Raw genomic sequence first — 15,491 nt, 5'->3', positions numbered from 1 at the left:
AATTTTATTTTATTTAAGGCTCCAAACCTATCTATTTATTTTGACATATACAATAGCAAATTAAAAATAAAATAAAAAAAAGTGTATTTTATCGATTTTTGCTATGCTTTTAACGATTTTTTAAAAGCTTTTTCTGTGTGCTTTCCACCATCTTTCGGGGATTTCAGCATTACAAGCCGCTACATAATCATCGTTTGTACATGGTAATAACGTTTTTTTAACTGTTTTATTATATATGGTATTGTAATTTATTTCCATCCACCATCTTTCTGATCGGTTACTTTTGTAAAAAACCAACTCTTGGTCTTCTGCTAATACTATATATCTATTATAATCTGTTTTATCTTCAAATGGATATTCGTAACTTCTTAAGTGGTATCCTTCTATAAAATACCAAACGATTTGCGCTATAAGTTGGTTTTCATTTTTAGAATAAAATTGATTGAAAATTCCAAAAATACTAACTTTATCGCTAATTCCTGCATATCTGGCTAATGTGCAAATTTCTCTTCCATCAAATCCGTTTGGATAAAATTCTGTTGTATTTCCTGAATCGGATGATTTTATTGACTTTAAATCAAGACTAATTATGTCGGCATCTCTAAAAACAGGCTCAACTATTGCTGAATTTTTACTTATTTCACCTAATCTGTAGGTGTCAAAATACAATTTTTCGATTAAATCTATTTCTTCTTGCGAGGTATAGTAGGTTTGATAGCCCATACTGCAAAAATTATATAAATTATTTGGCTCTTCTACAATTATTCTCGATAAGTATGAATCCGAGTCAAGTTTTTCATCTTTTGCAAAATCAAATTTATTATCAATTGCGACTAAATTTACCATTTGGTCCAATTGATCAAAAGCACGATACAAAGCATAAGTTAAATCTTGTGAACCACCAACAACCAAAGGTATAATTTTTTGCTTAATTAAACTGGCACAAATGGTTTTTAACACAAAATAGGTGTCACTTGTTTCATTTCCTACTAAGGCATCACCTAAATCGGCTATTCCTTTGTTCCAATTACCTGGAAATAATTGATAAAAAGCTTTTCTAAAATCGTTAAAATTGTAATTTTCATTTTCTAAATCTGCACCTCTATTTTCGTTTACACAAATGAGTGCGATGGATATATTTTCTAAATTAGGATAATCGGTAGCGGTATGCATTACAATTTTTTTACCTAATGTTTGATTAGATAAGCTTTCTGTAAAGTTTTGAAGTTCTTCTGATACAGGTTGTAAATATTCGAATATCATAAATTATATTTTGAATGTATTCGATTCTGAAATTAATTCAGAATGATAAACACATAAATTATTTCTTTTTAGCTGTAGCTTTTTTTTCAGGTGCTTTTTTAGTAGCTGTTTTTTTAGCGGGTGCTTTCTTTTCAATCATCTCTTTTACTGTTTCAAGAGTTAATTTTGTAGCATCTATATCTTTACTTAATTCAATTTTAATTTTTCCTTTTGTAATTACAGATCTTCCCCAACGTGCTTTTTCTACTTTAATACCTTCTTCTTTCCAATAATGAAGTACTTTTTCGATTTCTTTTTGTTGTTTGTCTTCAATTAATTCATTGATATCAGCTTGCGATAAATTATCAAAATTGTATTTTTTATTTACATTGATAAAAATACCATTCCATTTTAAGAAAGGACCAAATCGGCCAACTCCTTTTTGTACAGGTAAATTATCGTAAGTAGCAATTGGAGAGTCTGCTTTGTTTTTTTCATTGATTAATTCGATGGCTCTTTCCATTGAAACGTCTAAAGGTTCTTCCCCTTTAGCTAAAGAAATAAATTGTGTTCCAAATTTCACATAAGGTCCAAAACGTCCGTTGTTTACTTCTATTTCTTCGCCTTCATACGTTCCTAACGATTTGGGTAATAAAAATAAATCTAAAACTTCTTCTAGTGTTATGTTACTAAGGTTTTGTTCGTTTCTTAAACTTGCAAATTGTTTTACTTCGTCATCAATAGCACCAATTTGCGCCATTGCGCCATATTTTCCTAATCGAACACTTACTGGTTTTCCTGTTTTTGGATCGGTTCCTAAAATTCGTTCACCAGATTCACGTTCTGCTGTTGTTTCCACTTTGGTAACAATTGGATGAAAATGATCGTAAAAGTTTCGCATCATTTTATGCCAATCTTCGTTTCCAGCTGCAATTTCATCAAAATCTTGCTCTACTTTAGCTGTAAAATTATAATCTAAAATGCTTTCAAAGTTTTTCACTAAAAAGTCAGTCACAATTCCTCCAATGTCAGTTGGCACTAATTTCCCTTTATCCGAACCAGAGTTTTCTTTTAAAGTTTGCGATTTTATTTCTTTACCAAGTAAGGTTAATTGTTCGTATTTCCTTTCTGTACCTTCAAAACTTCCTTTTTCAACATAATTTCTGTTGATTATTGTAGAAATAGTTGGCGCATAAGTTGAAGGACGACCAATACCTAATTCTTCTAATTTTTTTACAAGTGACGCTTCCGTATATCTACTTGCAGGGCGCGTAAATCGTTCTGTTGCAGTAATAAATTTATTGGTAAGCTTTTCGTTTACTTTTAATGCGGGTAGTAGGCCTTCTTGTTCTTCTTCATCGTCATCATTTCCTTCCAAATATACTTTTAAAAAACCATCGAATTTTATTACTTCGCCTGTTGCAGAAAAGTACTCATTATGCGTATTAGTTGTAATTTTTACGTTGGTTCGTTCCAGTTGCGCATCACTCATTTGTGAGGCTAACGTACGTTTCCAAATTAAATCATATAAACGCGCTTGGTCTCTATCAATATCAACGGTATGGCGACTCATATCTGTAGGACGAATGGCTTCGTGCGCTTCTTGAGCCCCTTTAGATTTGGTATTATAATTTCTTGGTTTACTATATGCTGCTCCGTAATACGAAGTAATTTCTGCTTGTGCGGCAGCCATGGCCTCTTGCGAAAGGTTTACACTATCCGTTCTCATGTAAGTAATCAAACCGGCTTCGTATAAACGTTGAGCAATTTGCATAGTAATTCCTACAGGTAAATACAATTTACGAGCGGCTTCTTGTTGTAACGTAGATGTCGTAAAAGGTGCTGTAGGCGATTTTTTTGTTGGCTTTGTTTCTAAATCGGCCACTTTAAAATCGGCAGCAATATTTTTTTCTAAAAATTGTTGTGCTTCTTCTTTTGTATTGAAATTTTTACTTAGTTTGGCTTTTACTGTTTTTCCGGCTTCATTAATAAATTCGGCGCTAATTGAATAACTGCCAACGGCTTTAAAATTCTGAATTTCACGTTCGCGTTCTACAATTAATCGAACAGAAACGGATTGCACACGTCCGGCAGACAAACCACCTTTTACTTTTTTCCAAAGAACCGGAGATAATTCGTAGCCCACTAAACGGTCTAAAACTCTTCGAGCTTGTTGTGCGTTTACTAAATTATAATTAATATCTCTCGGGTTTTCAATGGCTTTTAAAATGGCAGTTTTTGTAATTTCGTGAAAAACAATGCGTTTTGTTTTGGCTGGATCTAATTTTAATTCTTCAGATAAATGCCAAGAAATTGCTTCTCCTTCTCGGTCCTCATCGGAAGCTAACCAAACCATATCTGCTTTTTTAGATAAGTCTTTTAGTTTTTTTACTAATGCTTTTTTATCTGGAGATACCTCATATTTAGGTTGAAAATTACCCTTTACATCTACACCAATTTCTTTTGATGGTAAATCGGCAATATGTCCGTAACTTGATTCCACTTGGAAATCGGTTCCTAAAAATTTTTCAATGGTTTTTGCCTTTGCAGGTGACTCCACGATAACTAAATTCTTCGCCATTTTCAATTATTTGATTTGGCAAAAGTATATTATTTTTTTGATTAATATATATAGGTATCGTTTTTTTGATTTTTACTTATTGTTTGATTAACTAATTGTTTTTAAATTTTTGTTAAACTGACGCTGACAATTTGGCAGATAGTAAAATTTAGTATTATCTTTGCTTTCTGAATTTTTGAAAAAACAGTTTTCGAAAATAAAATTATAATGAGGGTTATGGAAGAAAAGATTATAGAAGAAAGTAAGCAAGGCACTTCAATGGTTTTGGAGACAAAGCAAGGCAACCAAAAGAAGTTATTTATAGAAAGTTATGGTTGCCAAATGAACTTTGCCGATAGCGAAGTGGTGGCTTCTATTTTGGCTAATGAAGGATATAATACGACGCAAGTTTTAGAAGAAGCCGATTTGGTTTTAGTAAATACCTGTTCCATAAGAGATAAAGCAGAAGTAACTGTTAGAAAGCGATTACAAGTATATAATGCCATAAAACGCGATTTCAATCCTAAAATGAAAGTAGGCGTTCTGGGATGCATGGCAGAACGATTAAAAGAAAAATTTTTAGACGAAGAAAAAATTGTAGATATGGTCGTAGGACCAGATGCTTACAAAGATATTCCTAATTTATTGAGAGAAGTTGAAGACGGTCGTGATGCGATAAACGTTATTCTTTCTCGTGAAGAAACCTATGCGGATATTTCTCCAGTACGTTTAAGTAGTAACGGAATTACAGCATTTGTATCGATAACTCGTGGTTGTGATAACATGTGTACGTTTTGCGTAGTGCCTTTTACTCGTGGAAGAGAACGTAGTCGAGAACCAGAAAGTATTATCGAAGAAATTGCTGATTTATGGCGTAAAGGTTTCAAAGAAGTAACTTTGTTAGGTCAAAATGTAGACAGTTATCTTTGGTATGGTGGTGGATTGAAAAAAGACTTTGTTAAAGCAAGTGAAATGCAAAAAGCCACTTCTGTAGATTTTGCTCAATTGTTAGATAGATGTGCTACACAATTTCCAAAAATGCGATTTCGTTTTTCTACTTCAAATCCTCAAGATATGCATATTGAAGTAATTGAAGTTATGGCAAAACACCATAATATTTGCAATTACATTCACTTGCCCGTTCAGAGTGGAAGTACCAGAATTTTAAAAGAAATGAACCGTCAACACACTCGTGAAGAATACATTACATTAGTTGACAATATTTACAGAATTATTCCAGACATCTCACTTTCACAAGATATTATTGCTGGATTTCCAACAGAAACAGAAGCAGATCATCAAGATACTTTAAGTTTGTTAGCATATGTAAAATACGATTTCGGATTTATGTTTGCTTATTCAGAAAGACCAGGAACTTTGGCGGCAAGAAAAATGGAAGATGACGTACCAGAAGAAGTAAAGAAACGAAGATTAAATGAAATTATCGATTTACAGCAACGTATCGCATTAGAACGCACCCAGCGATTTGTTGGTCAAACCGTTGAAGTATTAGTAGAAAAAGATTCTAAACGTTCCGACAAACAGTGGAGTGGAAGAAATTCTCAAAATACGGTAGTAGTTTTTCCAAAAGAACATTATAAACCGGGTGATTTTGTATTAGTAAAAATATCAGATTGTACCAGTGGAACATTAATAGGTGAAGCTGTTGGGTATTCAGAAATCATGAATTAGTATTAGCCACGGATTAAAGGATTTTCACAGATTGTATATATGAAGTTATATAGAGAAAAAGAAACTTTTAAAATTATTGGAATTTGTATGAATGTCCATAATTATTTAGGTCCAGGCTTGTTGGAAGTAGTATATAAAGATGCACTTGAAATTGAATTCACGGAAAACAATATTCAGTTTGAAAGAGAAAAAGAATTTTTGATTGAATATAAAGGTAAAGTTTTAAATCATAAATTTTATGCTGATTTTGTTGTTAATGAAGATATCATATTAGAAGTTAAGGCAGTTAAAGAATTTTCTAATGAGCATAAAGCCCAAATTTTAAATTATATGAAATTAGCAAAATCTGAAGTAGGGTTGTTAGTAAATTTTCAAACAAAATCATTACAACATAACAGATTTGTACTATAAAATCTTTGAAAATCATATAATCCGTGGCAAAATAATTAAAAAATGGAATCAGTTCAAAACATAAAACAACGCTTTGAGATTATTGGAAACGATCCAAAACTCAATCGTGCGGTAGAAAAAGCCATTCAGGTTGCTCCCACAGACATTTCTGTATTGGTAACTGGAGAAAGTGGTGTAGGTAAAGAAAGTATTCCTAAAATTATTCATGCTTTATCACATAGAAAACACGGGAAATACATTGCGGTAAATTGTGGTGCCATTCCAGAAGGGACGATAGATTCAGAACTTTTCGGTCACGAAAAAGGATCTTTTACTGGTGCCACTGGAACAAGAGAAGGCTATTTTGAAGTAGCCAATGGAGGAACTATTTTTTTAGACGAAGTTGGCGAATTACCGTTGACTACACAAGTACGTTTGTTGCGAGTATTAGAGAATGGCGAATTTATAAAAGTGGGTTCTTCTCAAGTACAAAAAACTAATGTTCGTATTGTAGCGGCTACAAACGTGAATATGTTAGAAGCTATTGAAAAAGGAAAATTCAGAGAAGATTTATATTATCGTCTAAGCACTGTCGAAATCAATCTACCGGCTTTACGCGAAAGAAAAGAAGATATTCATTTATTGTTTCGCAAATTTGCTGCCGATTTCGCACACAAATATAAAATGCCTCCGATTAAATTATCAGAGGATGCTATAACTTATTTAATGCATTACCGTTGGAGTGGAAATATAAGACAATTACGAAATTCTGCCGAGCAAATATCGGTATTAGAAACTAATAGAGATATCTCATTAACGGCATTAAAATCGTATTTGCCAAATATGGAAAGTAATTCACTGCAAGTAGTTGGAGAGAAAAAGAGCACTTCCGATTTTAGTAATGAGCGCGAAATTTTGTACAAAGTACTTTTTGATATGAAAAGCGATTTAAATGATTTAAAAAAACTTACACTGGAACTAATGCAAAATGGAAATGCTAAAGTGCAAGAAAATAACAAATCGCTAATTCAAAAAATTTATGGAAATTCTGAAGAAAAAAACACTATTTTTGAACAAGAAATAAAAAGAAATGTTTTACCTGTTGAAGAAGAAGTAGAACAAGAAGAGTTTGATGATGAAGACGACTTTAACAATAATTATCTTTATGCGGAGGCTATTGATGAAGTGGAAACCCTTAGTTTAGAAGCGAAAGAGATAGAATTAATAAAAAAATCGTTAGAAAAAAATAAAGGAAAAAGAAAAGCAGCTGCAGAGGAATTAGGTATTTCTGAAAGAACTTTATATAGAAAAATTAAACAATTTGATTTGTAGTTTTAGAATAAAAAGATGAAATTTAAAATTAAAATAATCACAATTTTAACCTTGTTTTTACTTGTGGGTTGTAATGTTAAATACAACTTTACAGGAACAGGAAAAATTAATGCCAAAACGTTTCAGGTAAATTATTTTCAAAATAATGCTGAAATTGTTGAGGTGGGAATTGAACGAACATTCACGCAAAAATTACAAAATACCATTCAAAACCAAACCAATTTAGATTTGGTAACTTCTGGTGGCGATTTGCTGTATGAAGGAGAAATTGTAGAATATCGTATTACGCCAATGGCATCAAATGCGAGTCAGCAATCTTCTCAAAACAGAATGACAATTTCTATAAATGTAAGGTATTCAAGCAAAAATTCAGAAGATGATAATTTCGAAAAGCGTTTTTCATTTTTTCATGATTATGATGCCAATTTATTGCCTTCTGCAGTTTTAAACGAAGCGTTGGAAATCATTTATGAAAGAATTACGCAAGATATTTTTAATGAATCTTTAGCCAAATGGTAGTTGTCAATTGCAATATCAAAAATTAAATTCAATAATTAATTTAAAAAAATATTTAAAATCATAATACTTCAATCTTTATTTTTGAATCTCACATAAAATGAACACAAACGATTATATAAATCTACTCAATAATTCTAAAGCAATTAACGACAAACAAACGGTAGTGCTTGAAACTATTGTAAATGAATTTCCTTTTTATCAAAGTGCACGTGCTTTGTATTTAAAAGGATTGTATAATCAAGAGAGTTTCAGATATAATTATGAATTAAAAAAAACGGCTGCACACACTTCGGATAGAAGTGTTTTATTTGATTTTATTACTTCCGATAATTTTAAAATTTTTCAACAAGAAGTGTATGACAAGTATCGTGCAGAATTTCAAAATATACTAGTTTCCGATTTTGAATATGTGAAAGAAAAAAATGCTCCTGAAACTTTAAATGTTTTTTCAGAAATAAAAAATTCCAATGAAACATTGCCACTTTCTAATCAAAAACAGATTAATAATGAAGTAGAAATTGCACTAGAAATTGGTAAGCCCTTGCAATTTGATAAAAATGAAACCCATTCCTTTTCAGAATGGCTTCAATTAGCTAAAATAACGCCAATTGTACGTGAACATTCTGAAAAAGAAGTTGAAAAAACCTCGGAATTAGAAAAAAAAATTGATTTAATAGAAAAGTTTATCGAGTTAAATCCTAAAATGCCACAAGTAAAATATAATACGTCAACACCAATAAATATTAATAAAAGCAACGAAATGCCTTCTTCAATTATGACAGAAACGTTGGCGCAAATTTATCTTGAACAAAAAAAATATACCAAAGCAATACAAGCTTATGAAATATTAAATTTGAAATATCCAGAAAAAAGTAGTTACTTTGCAGACCGAATAAAAAATATAAAAATTTTACAACAAAATAATTAATACAGAAGTTATGTCATTTACAATTTTTTTAGCATTAATCATCATCGTTTGTTTCTTATTAATATTAACAATTATGGTTCAGAATCCTAAGAGTGGAGGTTTATCTTCTTCTTTTGGAGGAGGAGGTCAAATGGGTGGTGTCAAAAATACAACTGACTTTTTAGAAAAAACAACTTGGGTTTTAGGAGGGTCATTGATTGCTTTAATCTTATTTTCAACTTTAAGTTTTAATAATGGTTCAGGTGGTTCTAAATTAGTAGACGAAAATGCTACACCTGCTATCGTTAAAGACGCGCCAGCAAAACCAGTAACAACTCCATCTACAAAACCAGCGGATACAGCAAAATAATTTTTGCAAAATATAGTATATAATGCCAGCCTGTCAGTGCTGGCATTTTTATTTTAAGTAAATTTGTCAGAAAAAGGGTTTGGCACAATTTCTGAAATTAAAGAAAGCGTTCACTAACAAATATATTCAATATAATTATGGCATTAAACATTAAACCAATTGCAGATAGAGTAGTAATAGAACCATCTGCAGCAGAAACAACGACTGCTTCCGGAATTATTATTCCAGATACAGCAAAAGAAAAACCTCAAAAAGGAACTGTTGTTGCCGTTGGAACAGGTAAAACCGATTATACAATGACTGTAAAAATTGGTGATACTGTTTTGTATGGTAAATATGCAGGAACAGAATTAAAATACGAAGGTAAAGATTACCTAATTATGCGTGAAGATGAGATTTATGCAATATTGTAGCAATAGGCTTTAAGCAATAAGCTAAGCTATGAGAGATTTTAAAAAATATGATATTTGGCAATTAAGTCACGAATTAACATTAGAAGTTTATAAAATTACTTCTGGTTTTCCAAAAGAAGAGTTGTTCGGTTTGACCAGTCAAATTAGAAGAGCAGTTTCATCTATACCAACAAATATTAGTGAAGGATGTGGAAGAAATAGCGACAAAGAATTTAATCAATTTTTAAATATTGCATTAGGTTCAGCCTCTGAAACAGAATATTTATTAACTCTCTCAAAAGATTTAAACTATATTGAATTAAATAATTTTGAAACATTTAATTCAAAAATAAATTTAATTAAAAGTAAAATTTATAAATTGAAATTGGTACTTACTAAATAAAATAAAATTAACAGCAGTTGGTTTGCTTAAAGCATAAAGCCTTCTGCCTAAAACAATAAAAAAAATGGCAAAAGATATAAAATTTGATATTGAAGCACGTGATGGATTAAAACGTGGTGTAGATGCATTAGCAAATGCAGTAAAAGTAACTTTAGGTCCAAAAGGTAGAAATGTAATAATTTCGAAATCATTTGGAGGCCCAACGGTTACTAAAGATGGTGTTTCTGTTGCAAAAGAAATTGAATTAGCCGATCCATTAGAAAATATGGGCGCGCAAATGGTTAAAGAAGTGGCTTCAAAAACTAATGATTTAGCTGGTGATGGAACTACAACAGCTACTGTTTTGGCTCAAGCCATCGTAAAAGAAGGGTTGAAAAATGTAGCAGCTGGCGCCAATCCAATGGATTTAAAGCGTGGAATCGATAAAGCAGTAGAAGCAATTGTTGCCGATTTAGCAAAGCAAACCCAATCGGTTGGAGATTCTTCTGAGAAAATTAAGCAAGTAGCTTCTATTTCAGCAAATAATGATGAAACCATTGGCGATTTAATTGCGAAAGCATTTACTAAAGTTGGTAAAGAGGGTGTAATCACGGTTGAAGAAGCTAAAGGAACCGATACTTATGTAGATGTTGTAGAAGGAATGCAATTTGATAGAGGCTATTTATCACCTTATTTTGTGACAGATGCTGATAAAATGGTGGCAGAATTAAGCAATCCGTATGTATTATTGTACGATAAAAAAATCTCAAACTTACAAGAATTATTACCTATTTTAGAACCTGTGGCACAATCAAGTCGTCCGTTATTAATTATTGCGGAAGATGTTGATGGTCAAGCATTAGCTACTTTAGTTGTCAATAAATTACGTGGTGGATTAAAAATTGCCGCTGTAAAAGCACCAGGTTTTGGAGACAGAAGAAAAGCCATGTTAGAAGACATAGCGATTTTAACTGGTGGTACTGTAATTGCGGAAGAAAGTGGGTATTCATTAGAAAACACAACTTTAGAAATGTTAGGTACAGCTGAAACCATTTCTATTGATAAAGACAATACTACTATTGTAAACGGTGCAGGAGAAACGGAATTAATAAAAGGACGTGTGAACCAAATTAAAGCACAGATGGAAACCTCTACTTCGGATTATGATAAAGAAAAGTTACAAGAACGTTTGGCTAAATTAGCTGGTGGTGTAGCAGTACTTTATGTTGGAGCAGCATCGGAAGTTGAAATGAAAGAGAAAAAAGATAGAGTTGACGATGCGTTACATGCTACTCGTGCGGCTGTAGAAGAAGGTATTGTTGCTGGTGGAGGTGTTGCATTAGTGCGTGCTAAAACCGTTTTAGCTTCGTTAAAATCTGAAAATGCAGATGAAGCTACTGGAATACAAATTATTTCTCGTGCCGTTGAAGCTCCTTTACGTACTATCGTTGAAAATGCTGGAGGAGAAGGTTCTGTTGTAATTGCAAAAGTGACAGAAGGTTTAGGTGATTTCGGATTTAATGCCAAAACAGGAGAATACGTTCAAATGTTAGCAGCAGGAATTATCGATCCGAAAAAAGTAACTCGTGTAGCTTTAGAAAATGCAGCCTCTGTAGCGGGTATGATTTTAACTACAGAATGTGCCTTGATTGAAATTAAAGAAGAATCAAGCCCAAGCCCAATGGGTGGCGGAATGCCAGGAATGATGTAAGTCGAGAGCCTCGACACCCAATTATTCCAACTTTGTGAATAAATTAATATAAAAAATCCGTCATGAAAGTTTTCTTGACGGATTTTTGGTTTGTTTAAACTTTGTTATTTATTAGAATTCGTGTAATCTAAATTATGCGTTATACTCATGGAAACATTATGATTCATGATGTTGTTTCCAATTTCAGGTGTTACCAAATGATTTAAATAACCAACTTCTAGCCGAATGGTATCATCATAATTAATTCCGAAACCAATTAAAAGCCTGTTTTGATCGAAGAAGTTAGCATTTACTTTATTGTCTCCTAAATTAAAAAAAAATTCGTCTTGTAAAATGGCATACGCTTTGTTTCTTTCATTATTAAATTTAAATAAATGAAATAAATTACGATTCAAATATCTTAGTCTATTTTGATAATTGGTCGCTTCTACTACAATTTCATCATCACTATTTAAAATAATATTATCTACAAAACGTTGTTCTAAACGAAAACGCTGTGTCATTAAATTCTTATTATCAGACCATTTGTGATTATATTGTATTTGTTCCCAAGCTCTGTTTTCTGTAAAAAAATCAGTTAACGAAGGTTTGAAAGTTTTAATCAATCCGTAACCCGCGCTAAAAGTAATTTGATTGTTTAAGTAATATATGCCGCCAATTCTGAATAAATTCTGTCTGTTTTGCTCAAAATTAGCATCACCACGCCATTGCACTTCTAAATGCGCACCAAACTTGTTGGTTAGTTTGTATTGACCCGTATAGAATAGCCAATTGGCTTGTCCATGAATTGTTTTTTGTGCAAATGCTGTGGTAAGCGTAAAAGTTAACCCGAAAACAATTTTAAATCGTAATTTCATTTTTTTAATTTATTTAAATGTAAAATTAAGACTTAAAATTTAAATTTTTTGAAATAAAACTACAGCTTTTTACAATTTTATATTTATGTTTATCATTCTTAATTTATTGTAAATGATGCAAATATAAAATGGTTTAATATTTTTTTAAGTTTTACTTGTCAAAACCAAAATTGGTTGTATATTTGCCAAAGAATTAAGGATGAAACATTGCTTAATTCCTCAAAGTAGAAAATAGAATTAAACATATATCGCGGGATAGAGCAGTAGGCAGCTCGTCGGGCTCATAACCCGAAGGTCACAGGTTCGAGTCCTGTTCCCGCTACTAAAGAGGACCAAAAAACGGCTAAAATTTCTTTTAGCCGTTTTTTTATTATATGATCTGAATAAAATAGTCAAGAATACTGCTAAAAAAACGCCCTTTCATTTCTGAAAAGGCGTTTTTGAATTAGTTGAAAATGGATTATTTCTTAATCACTCGAAGTGATTTGGTATTCTCTCCTTGACTTACAATAACATTGTAAACTCCAGAAGCAAAATTAGTTCCAATTTGAAGTTCTGTCAAGTCACTTGGTACAACTTCTTTTCTCTCTAATAATTTTCCTGTCATATCATACACCATAACAGTTACTTTTTCTTCACTTAGTGAAGTTAAGTTCAAATTAAAGTTTTCTGTAAATGGGTTTGGATACGTCACTACATTAAAGTTTATGGTATCTACATTCATTGATTTCACAAAGTTTGGTGCAACACGAAAAGTAGTAACAGAACATGATTCACCATAAGGTTGCCATAGTCCATTTATCATAGTAGCTACTCTAACAGTATAGGTTGTGCCGCTAACTAATGTTAAACCAGGAACGTTAGTCATTCTAAAACGTTTTTCACTACTTGATGCCGTGTCATACGTATACACATCTGTTCCTAAACTAACTTCAAAACGATATTTTTGAGCCACAGAAACGGAAGTAGCATATAATAAAGTAGCATTACCTGAAGCTAATGTCGTACCGCATTGTCTATCTATTAATTTGCTTAATGGAGCAGCAGGAGTTGTTACAGTACATTCATCACCATATTCGCTCCATACTCCGTTATATCTAGTTGCTACACTAATTGTATAGGTTGTGTTATAAAAAGCACCACCTGGTAAAGAGGATAATCGGAACGATCCCACTGCTTCAATAGTTTGTGTTGATGCTCCATTAACAACTTTATATCTGAAACCTGTATTATTCCATAAACGATAAGGTGAAATATAAGTATTTATTGAAGCTAAAGTTGTTCAGCATTGTCTATCTATTAATTTACTTAATGGAGCAGTAGGTGTTGTTACCGAACATTCATCACCAAAGTCACTCCAAACGTTATTCTTTTTAACAGCTACACTAATAGTATAAGTTGTATTAAAAAAAGGACCACCTGGTAAAGACGTTAAACGAAACCATCTTTCGCTTGTTGGCTCTATGATTTGAGTTGTTGTTCCATGAACAACTTTAAATTTATAACGGGAAACACCAGTTATTGCTTTGGCTCTAATAACAGTATTTAAAGCTGACAAAGTAACACCACATTGAGAATCAATGACTTTTGAGAAGCTAAAAATTGGAGCGAAATTTTTCCAAACTGCGGCCGCTTGATAAGCAGCTATACTACCTACGGGAACTGTTAGGCTACATGCGGCTTGGTTTACATACTGAAAAACATTTTCAGGAATTGTTATGGGTATTGTTACATTACAAATAACCGAAGTTAAATTAGTACATTCACCAAAAGCTCGATAACCTATATTCGTTACCGAGTTTCCAATTGTTACCGAAGTTAAGCTAGTACAATTCTCAAAAGCATAGTTACTTATATTAGTTACCGAGTTTGGTATGGTTACTGTGGTTAAACTAGAACAACCTTTAAAAGCAGTTATACCAATAATTGACACAGAGTTTCCAATTGTCACCGAAGTTAAATTAGTACAAAATGCAAAAGCTTGAACACCAATGTTCGTTACTGAGTTTGGAACGGTTACAGATGTTAAATTAGTACAATATGAAAAAGTATTTTGACTAATTTCCGTTAATGAGTTTGAAATTATTACAGAAGTTAAACCAGACTGAAAAAAAGCAAAAGTCCCAATGTTCGTTACTGAGTTTGGAATGGTTATAGCTGTTAAATTAGTACAAGATGAAAAAGCTTGAGTACCAATACTCGTTACTGAGCTTGGAATGGTTACAGATGTTAAACCAGTACAAGAAAAAAAAGCATTATTACCAATACTAGTTACTGAATATGTACCAAAATCTGTAGTTACCGTTGCTGGAATGACAATTTCACCACTTGCACCTGGATTTAAACCCACTTTAACAGTGGTTTGCGAAGTAACTGTATAAATAATACCACCACTAGTAATATTTGTTGTTGGATTTGTACTAAGTAAAACATCTGATGGTGTTAATCTAGTGATGGAGGAGGAGCCGGCTCCCGAATTAGCACCAATTCTTACTAGGGCATTTGAGTCTGTTAAAGCTCCAAAAATTAGAGCTAATGAAAATAGAATTTTTTTCATACTTTAAGTTAGTTTGGGATTATTATTTTTAAACGTTTTTTACTTGATAGTAATGGAATAGCTGCTTTTGAGTAAAATGGTATAAAATTTTAAAATGCTAACTCAAATCTACAAATTTTTTTTTGCATAAAATATATTAAAAACGATTTTTTTAAAAATTGGATTGAATATGAGTTTTCGATATTTAAAAAAATAAATCTAGAAGTTTATTTGCCTTCATAAATCAACAAAAATTACTTATAGTCTTTAAGCAAATTGTTTTAGTCGCCCTCTGAAAGGGCTACAGAGTTAAACCAAAAACAGCTGAAAGAATTTTAGCCGTTTTTTTATTATATTATCTGAATAAAATAGTCAAGAATACTGCTAAAAAAAACGCCCTTTCATTTCTGAAAAGGCGTTTTTGAATTAGTTGAAATTGGATTAGTTCTTAATCACTCGAAGTGATTTTATTTCTTCCCCTTGCGTTACAATAACATTGTAAACACCCGTAGACCAATTTGAACCTAACTGTACGTCTTGTAATATTGAAGGCATAACTTCTCTATTCTCGATCAGTTTTCCTGTCATATCAAATACACTT

15 protein-coding genes and 1 tRNA gene are annotated in these 15,491 nt (G+C 32.0%); 10 read left to right on the top strand and 6 right to left on the bottom strand.

The features are described 5' to 3' along the window. Positions 1-120: 120 nt before the first annotated feature. Positions 121-1,263: a formimidoylglutamase gene (locus tag ABWP60_RS06635; RefSeq protein WP_353150274.1), complete on the bottom strand. Its 1,143-nt coding sequence runs from the start codon at positions 1,261-1,263 to the stop codon at positions 121-123. A 58-nt stretch (positions 1,264-1,321) separates the two neighbouring features. After that, positions 1,322-3,823 (bottom strand): type I DNA topoisomerase, encoded by a 2,502-nt coding sequence (topA, locus tag ABWP60_RS06630; protein WP_353150271.1) that lies wholly within the window; start codon positions 3,821-3,823, stop codon positions 1,322-1,324. A gap of 216 nt (positions 3,824-4,039) precedes the next feature. Here topA and miaB point away from each other — a divergent pair, with 216 nt between their 5' ends. From miaB to groL, 9 genes are all read left to right on the top strand, one after another. Beyond that, positions 4,040-5,494, top strand: a complete 1,455-nt coding sequence (miaB, locus tag ABWP60_RS06625; protein WP_353150268.1) for a tRNA (N6-isopentenyl adenosine(37)-C2)-methylthiotransferase MiaB — start codon at positions 4,040-4,042, stop codon at positions 5,492-5,494. Positions 5,495-5,533: 39 nt separating this feature from the next. Then, the gene (locus tag ABWP60_RS06620; protein WP_353150265.1) at positions 5,534-5,905 is read left to right on the top strand and encodes a GxxExxY protein; all 372 of its coding nucleotides are present in this window, start codon (positions 5,534-5,536) and stop codon (positions 5,903-5,905) included. 42 nt (positions 5,906-5,947) lie between these two features. After that, positions 5,948-7,216, top strand: coding sequence for a sigma-54 interaction domain-containing protein (locus ABWP60_RS06615; protein WP_353150262.1), 1,269 nt, complete (start codon positions 5,948-5,950; stop codon positions 7,214-7,216). A gap of 15 nt (positions 7,217-7,231) precedes the next feature. After that, positions 7,232-7,735 (top strand): LptE family protein, encoded by a 504-nt coding sequence (locus tag ABWP60_RS06610; protein ID WP_353150259.1) that lies wholly within the window; start codon positions 7,232-7,234, stop codon positions 7,733-7,735. A gap of 97 nt (positions 7,736-7,832) precedes the next feature. After that, a complete protein-coding gene (locus ABWP60_RS06605; protein ID WP_353150256.1) occupies positions 7,833-8,663 on the top strand; it encodes a DUF8458 domain-containing protein in 831 nt (276 codons plus the stop codon). A gap of 10 nt (positions 8,664-8,673) precedes the next feature. Continuing rightward, the gene (secG, locus tag ABWP60_RS06600) at positions 8,674-9,012 is read left to right on the top strand and encodes a preprotein translocase subunit SecG (protein ID WP_353150253.1); all 339 of its coding nucleotides are present in this window, start codon (positions 8,674-8,676) and stop codon (positions 9,010-9,012) included. A 137-nt stretch (positions 9,013-9,149) separates the two neighbouring features. Beyond that, the gene (locus tag ABWP60_RS06595; protein WP_291240988.1) at positions 9,150-9,425 is read left to right on the top strand and encodes a co-chaperone GroES; all 276 of its coding nucleotides are present in this window, start codon (positions 9,150-9,152) and stop codon (positions 9,423-9,425) included. A gap of 28 nt (positions 9,426-9,453) precedes the next feature. Continuing rightward, positions 9,454-9,807: a four helix bundle protein gene (locus ABWP60_RS06590; RefSeq protein ID WP_353150250.1), complete on the top strand. Its 354-nt coding sequence runs from the start codon at positions 9,454-9,456 to the stop codon at positions 9,805-9,807. 64 nt (positions 9,808-9,871) lie between these two features. Continuing rightward, positions 9,872-11,497 carry a chaperonin GroEL gene (groL, locus tag ABWP60_RS06585; RefSeq protein WP_353150247.1) on the top strand — a complete coding sequence of 542 codons (1,626 nt, stop codon included), beginning with the start codon at positions 9,872-9,874 and terminating at the stop codon, positions 11,495-11,497. 104 nt (positions 11,498-11,601) lie between these two features. Here the strand turns inward: groL and ABWP60_RS06580 are convergent, their stop codons facing one another. Beyond that, the gene (locus ABWP60_RS06580; RefSeq protein WP_353150244.1) at positions 11,602-12,354 is read right to left on the bottom strand and encodes a DUF2490 domain-containing protein; all 753 of its coding nucleotides are present in this window, start codon (positions 12,352-12,354) and stop codon (positions 11,602-11,604) included. 249 nt (positions 12,355-12,603) lie between these two features. On the opposite strand from ABWP60_RS06580, the gene ABWP60_RS06575 reads away from it, so the two are divergent. Further along, positions 12,604-12,676: transfer RNA gene (locus ABWP60_RS06575), tRNA-Met, on the top strand. A gap of 138 nt (positions 12,677-12,814) precedes the next feature. Here the strand turns inward: ABWP60_RS06575 and ABWP60_RS06570 are convergent. From ABWP60_RS06570 to ABWP60_RS06560, 3 genes are all read right to left on the bottom strand, one after another. Next, a complete protein-coding gene (locus ABWP60_RS06570; protein ID WP_353150242.1) occupies positions 12,815-13,528 on the bottom strand; it encodes a T9SS type A sorting domain-containing protein in 714 nt (237 codons plus the stop codon). Between the two features lie 108 nt (positions 13,529-13,636). Beyond that, positions 13,637-14,911, bottom strand: coding sequence for a leucine-rich repeat domain-containing protein (locus ABWP60_RS06565; protein WP_353150239.1), 1,275 nt, complete (start codon positions 14,909-14,911; stop codon positions 13,637-13,639). Between the two features lie 420 nt (positions 14,912-15,331). After that, the gene (locus ABWP60_RS06560; protein ID WP_353150609.1) at positions 15,332-15,478 is read right to left on the bottom strand and encodes a hypothetical protein; all 147 of its coding nucleotides are present in this window, start codon (positions 15,476-15,478) and stop codon (positions 15,332-15,334) included. Positions 15,479-15,491 lie beyond the last annotated feature (13 nt).

This window comes from Flavobacterium sp. (assembly GCF_040402895.1).
GTDB lineage: Bacteria > Bacteroidota > Bacteroidia > Flavobacteriales > Flavobacteriaceae > Flavobacterium.
This window is presented reverse-complemented; position numbering and strand designations above follow the sequence as displayed.

Bases quoted from the DNA above. Each gene is read 5' to 3' on its own strand.
- ABWP60_RS06635 (WP_353150274.1), bottom strand. From the start codon at position 1,263: ATGATATTCGAATATTTACAACCTGTATCAGAAGAACTTCAAAACTTT.
- topA (WP_353150271.1), bottom strand. From the start codon at position 3,823: ATGGCGAAGAATTTAGTTATCGTGGAGTCACCTGCAAAGGCAAAAACC.
- miaB (WP_353150268.1), top strand. From the start codon at position 4,040: ATGGAAGAAAAGATTATAGAAGAAAGTAAGCAAGGCACTTCAATGGTT.
- ABWP60_RS06620 (WP_353150265.1), top strand. From the start codon at position 5,534: ATGAAGTTATATAGAGAAAAAGAAACTTTTAAAATTATTGGAATTTGT.
- ABWP60_RS06615 (WP_353150262.1), top strand. From the start codon at position 5,948: ATGGAATCAGTTCAAAACATAAAACAACGCTTTGAGATTATTGGAAAC.
- ABWP60_RS06610 (WP_353150259.1), top strand. From the start codon at position 7,232: ATGAAATTTAAAATTAAAATAATCACAATTTTAACCTTGTTTTTACTT.
- ABWP60_RS06605 (WP_353150256.1), top strand. From the start codon at position 7,833: ATGAACACAAACGATTATATAAATCTACTCAATAATTCTAAAGCAATT.
- secG (WP_353150253.1), top strand. From the start codon at position 8,674: ATGTCATTTACAATTTTTTTAGCATTAATCATCATCGTTTGTTTCTTA.
- ABWP60_RS06595 (WP_291240988.1), top strand. From the start codon at position 9,150: ATGGCATTAAACATTAAACCAATTGCAGATAGAGTAGTAATAGAACCA.
- ABWP60_RS06590 (WP_353150250.1), top strand. From the start codon at position 9,454: ATGAGAGATTTTAAAAAATATGATATTTGGCAATTAAGTCACGAATTA.
- groL (WP_353150247.1), top strand. From the start codon at position 9,872: ATGGCAAAAGATATAAAATTTGATATTGAAGCACGTGATGGATTAAAA.
- ABWP60_RS06580 (WP_353150244.1), bottom strand. From the start codon at position 12,354: ATGAAATTACGATTTAAAATTGTTTTCGGGTTAACTTTTACGCTTACC.
- ABWP60_RS06565 (WP_353150239.1), bottom strand. From the start codon at position 14,911: ATGAAAAAAATTCTATTTTCATTAGCTCTAATTTTTGGAGCTTTAACA.
- ABWP60_RS06560 (WP_353150609.1), bottom strand. From the start codon at position 15,478: ATGACAGGAAAACTGATCGAGAATAGAGAAGTTATGCCTTCAATATTA.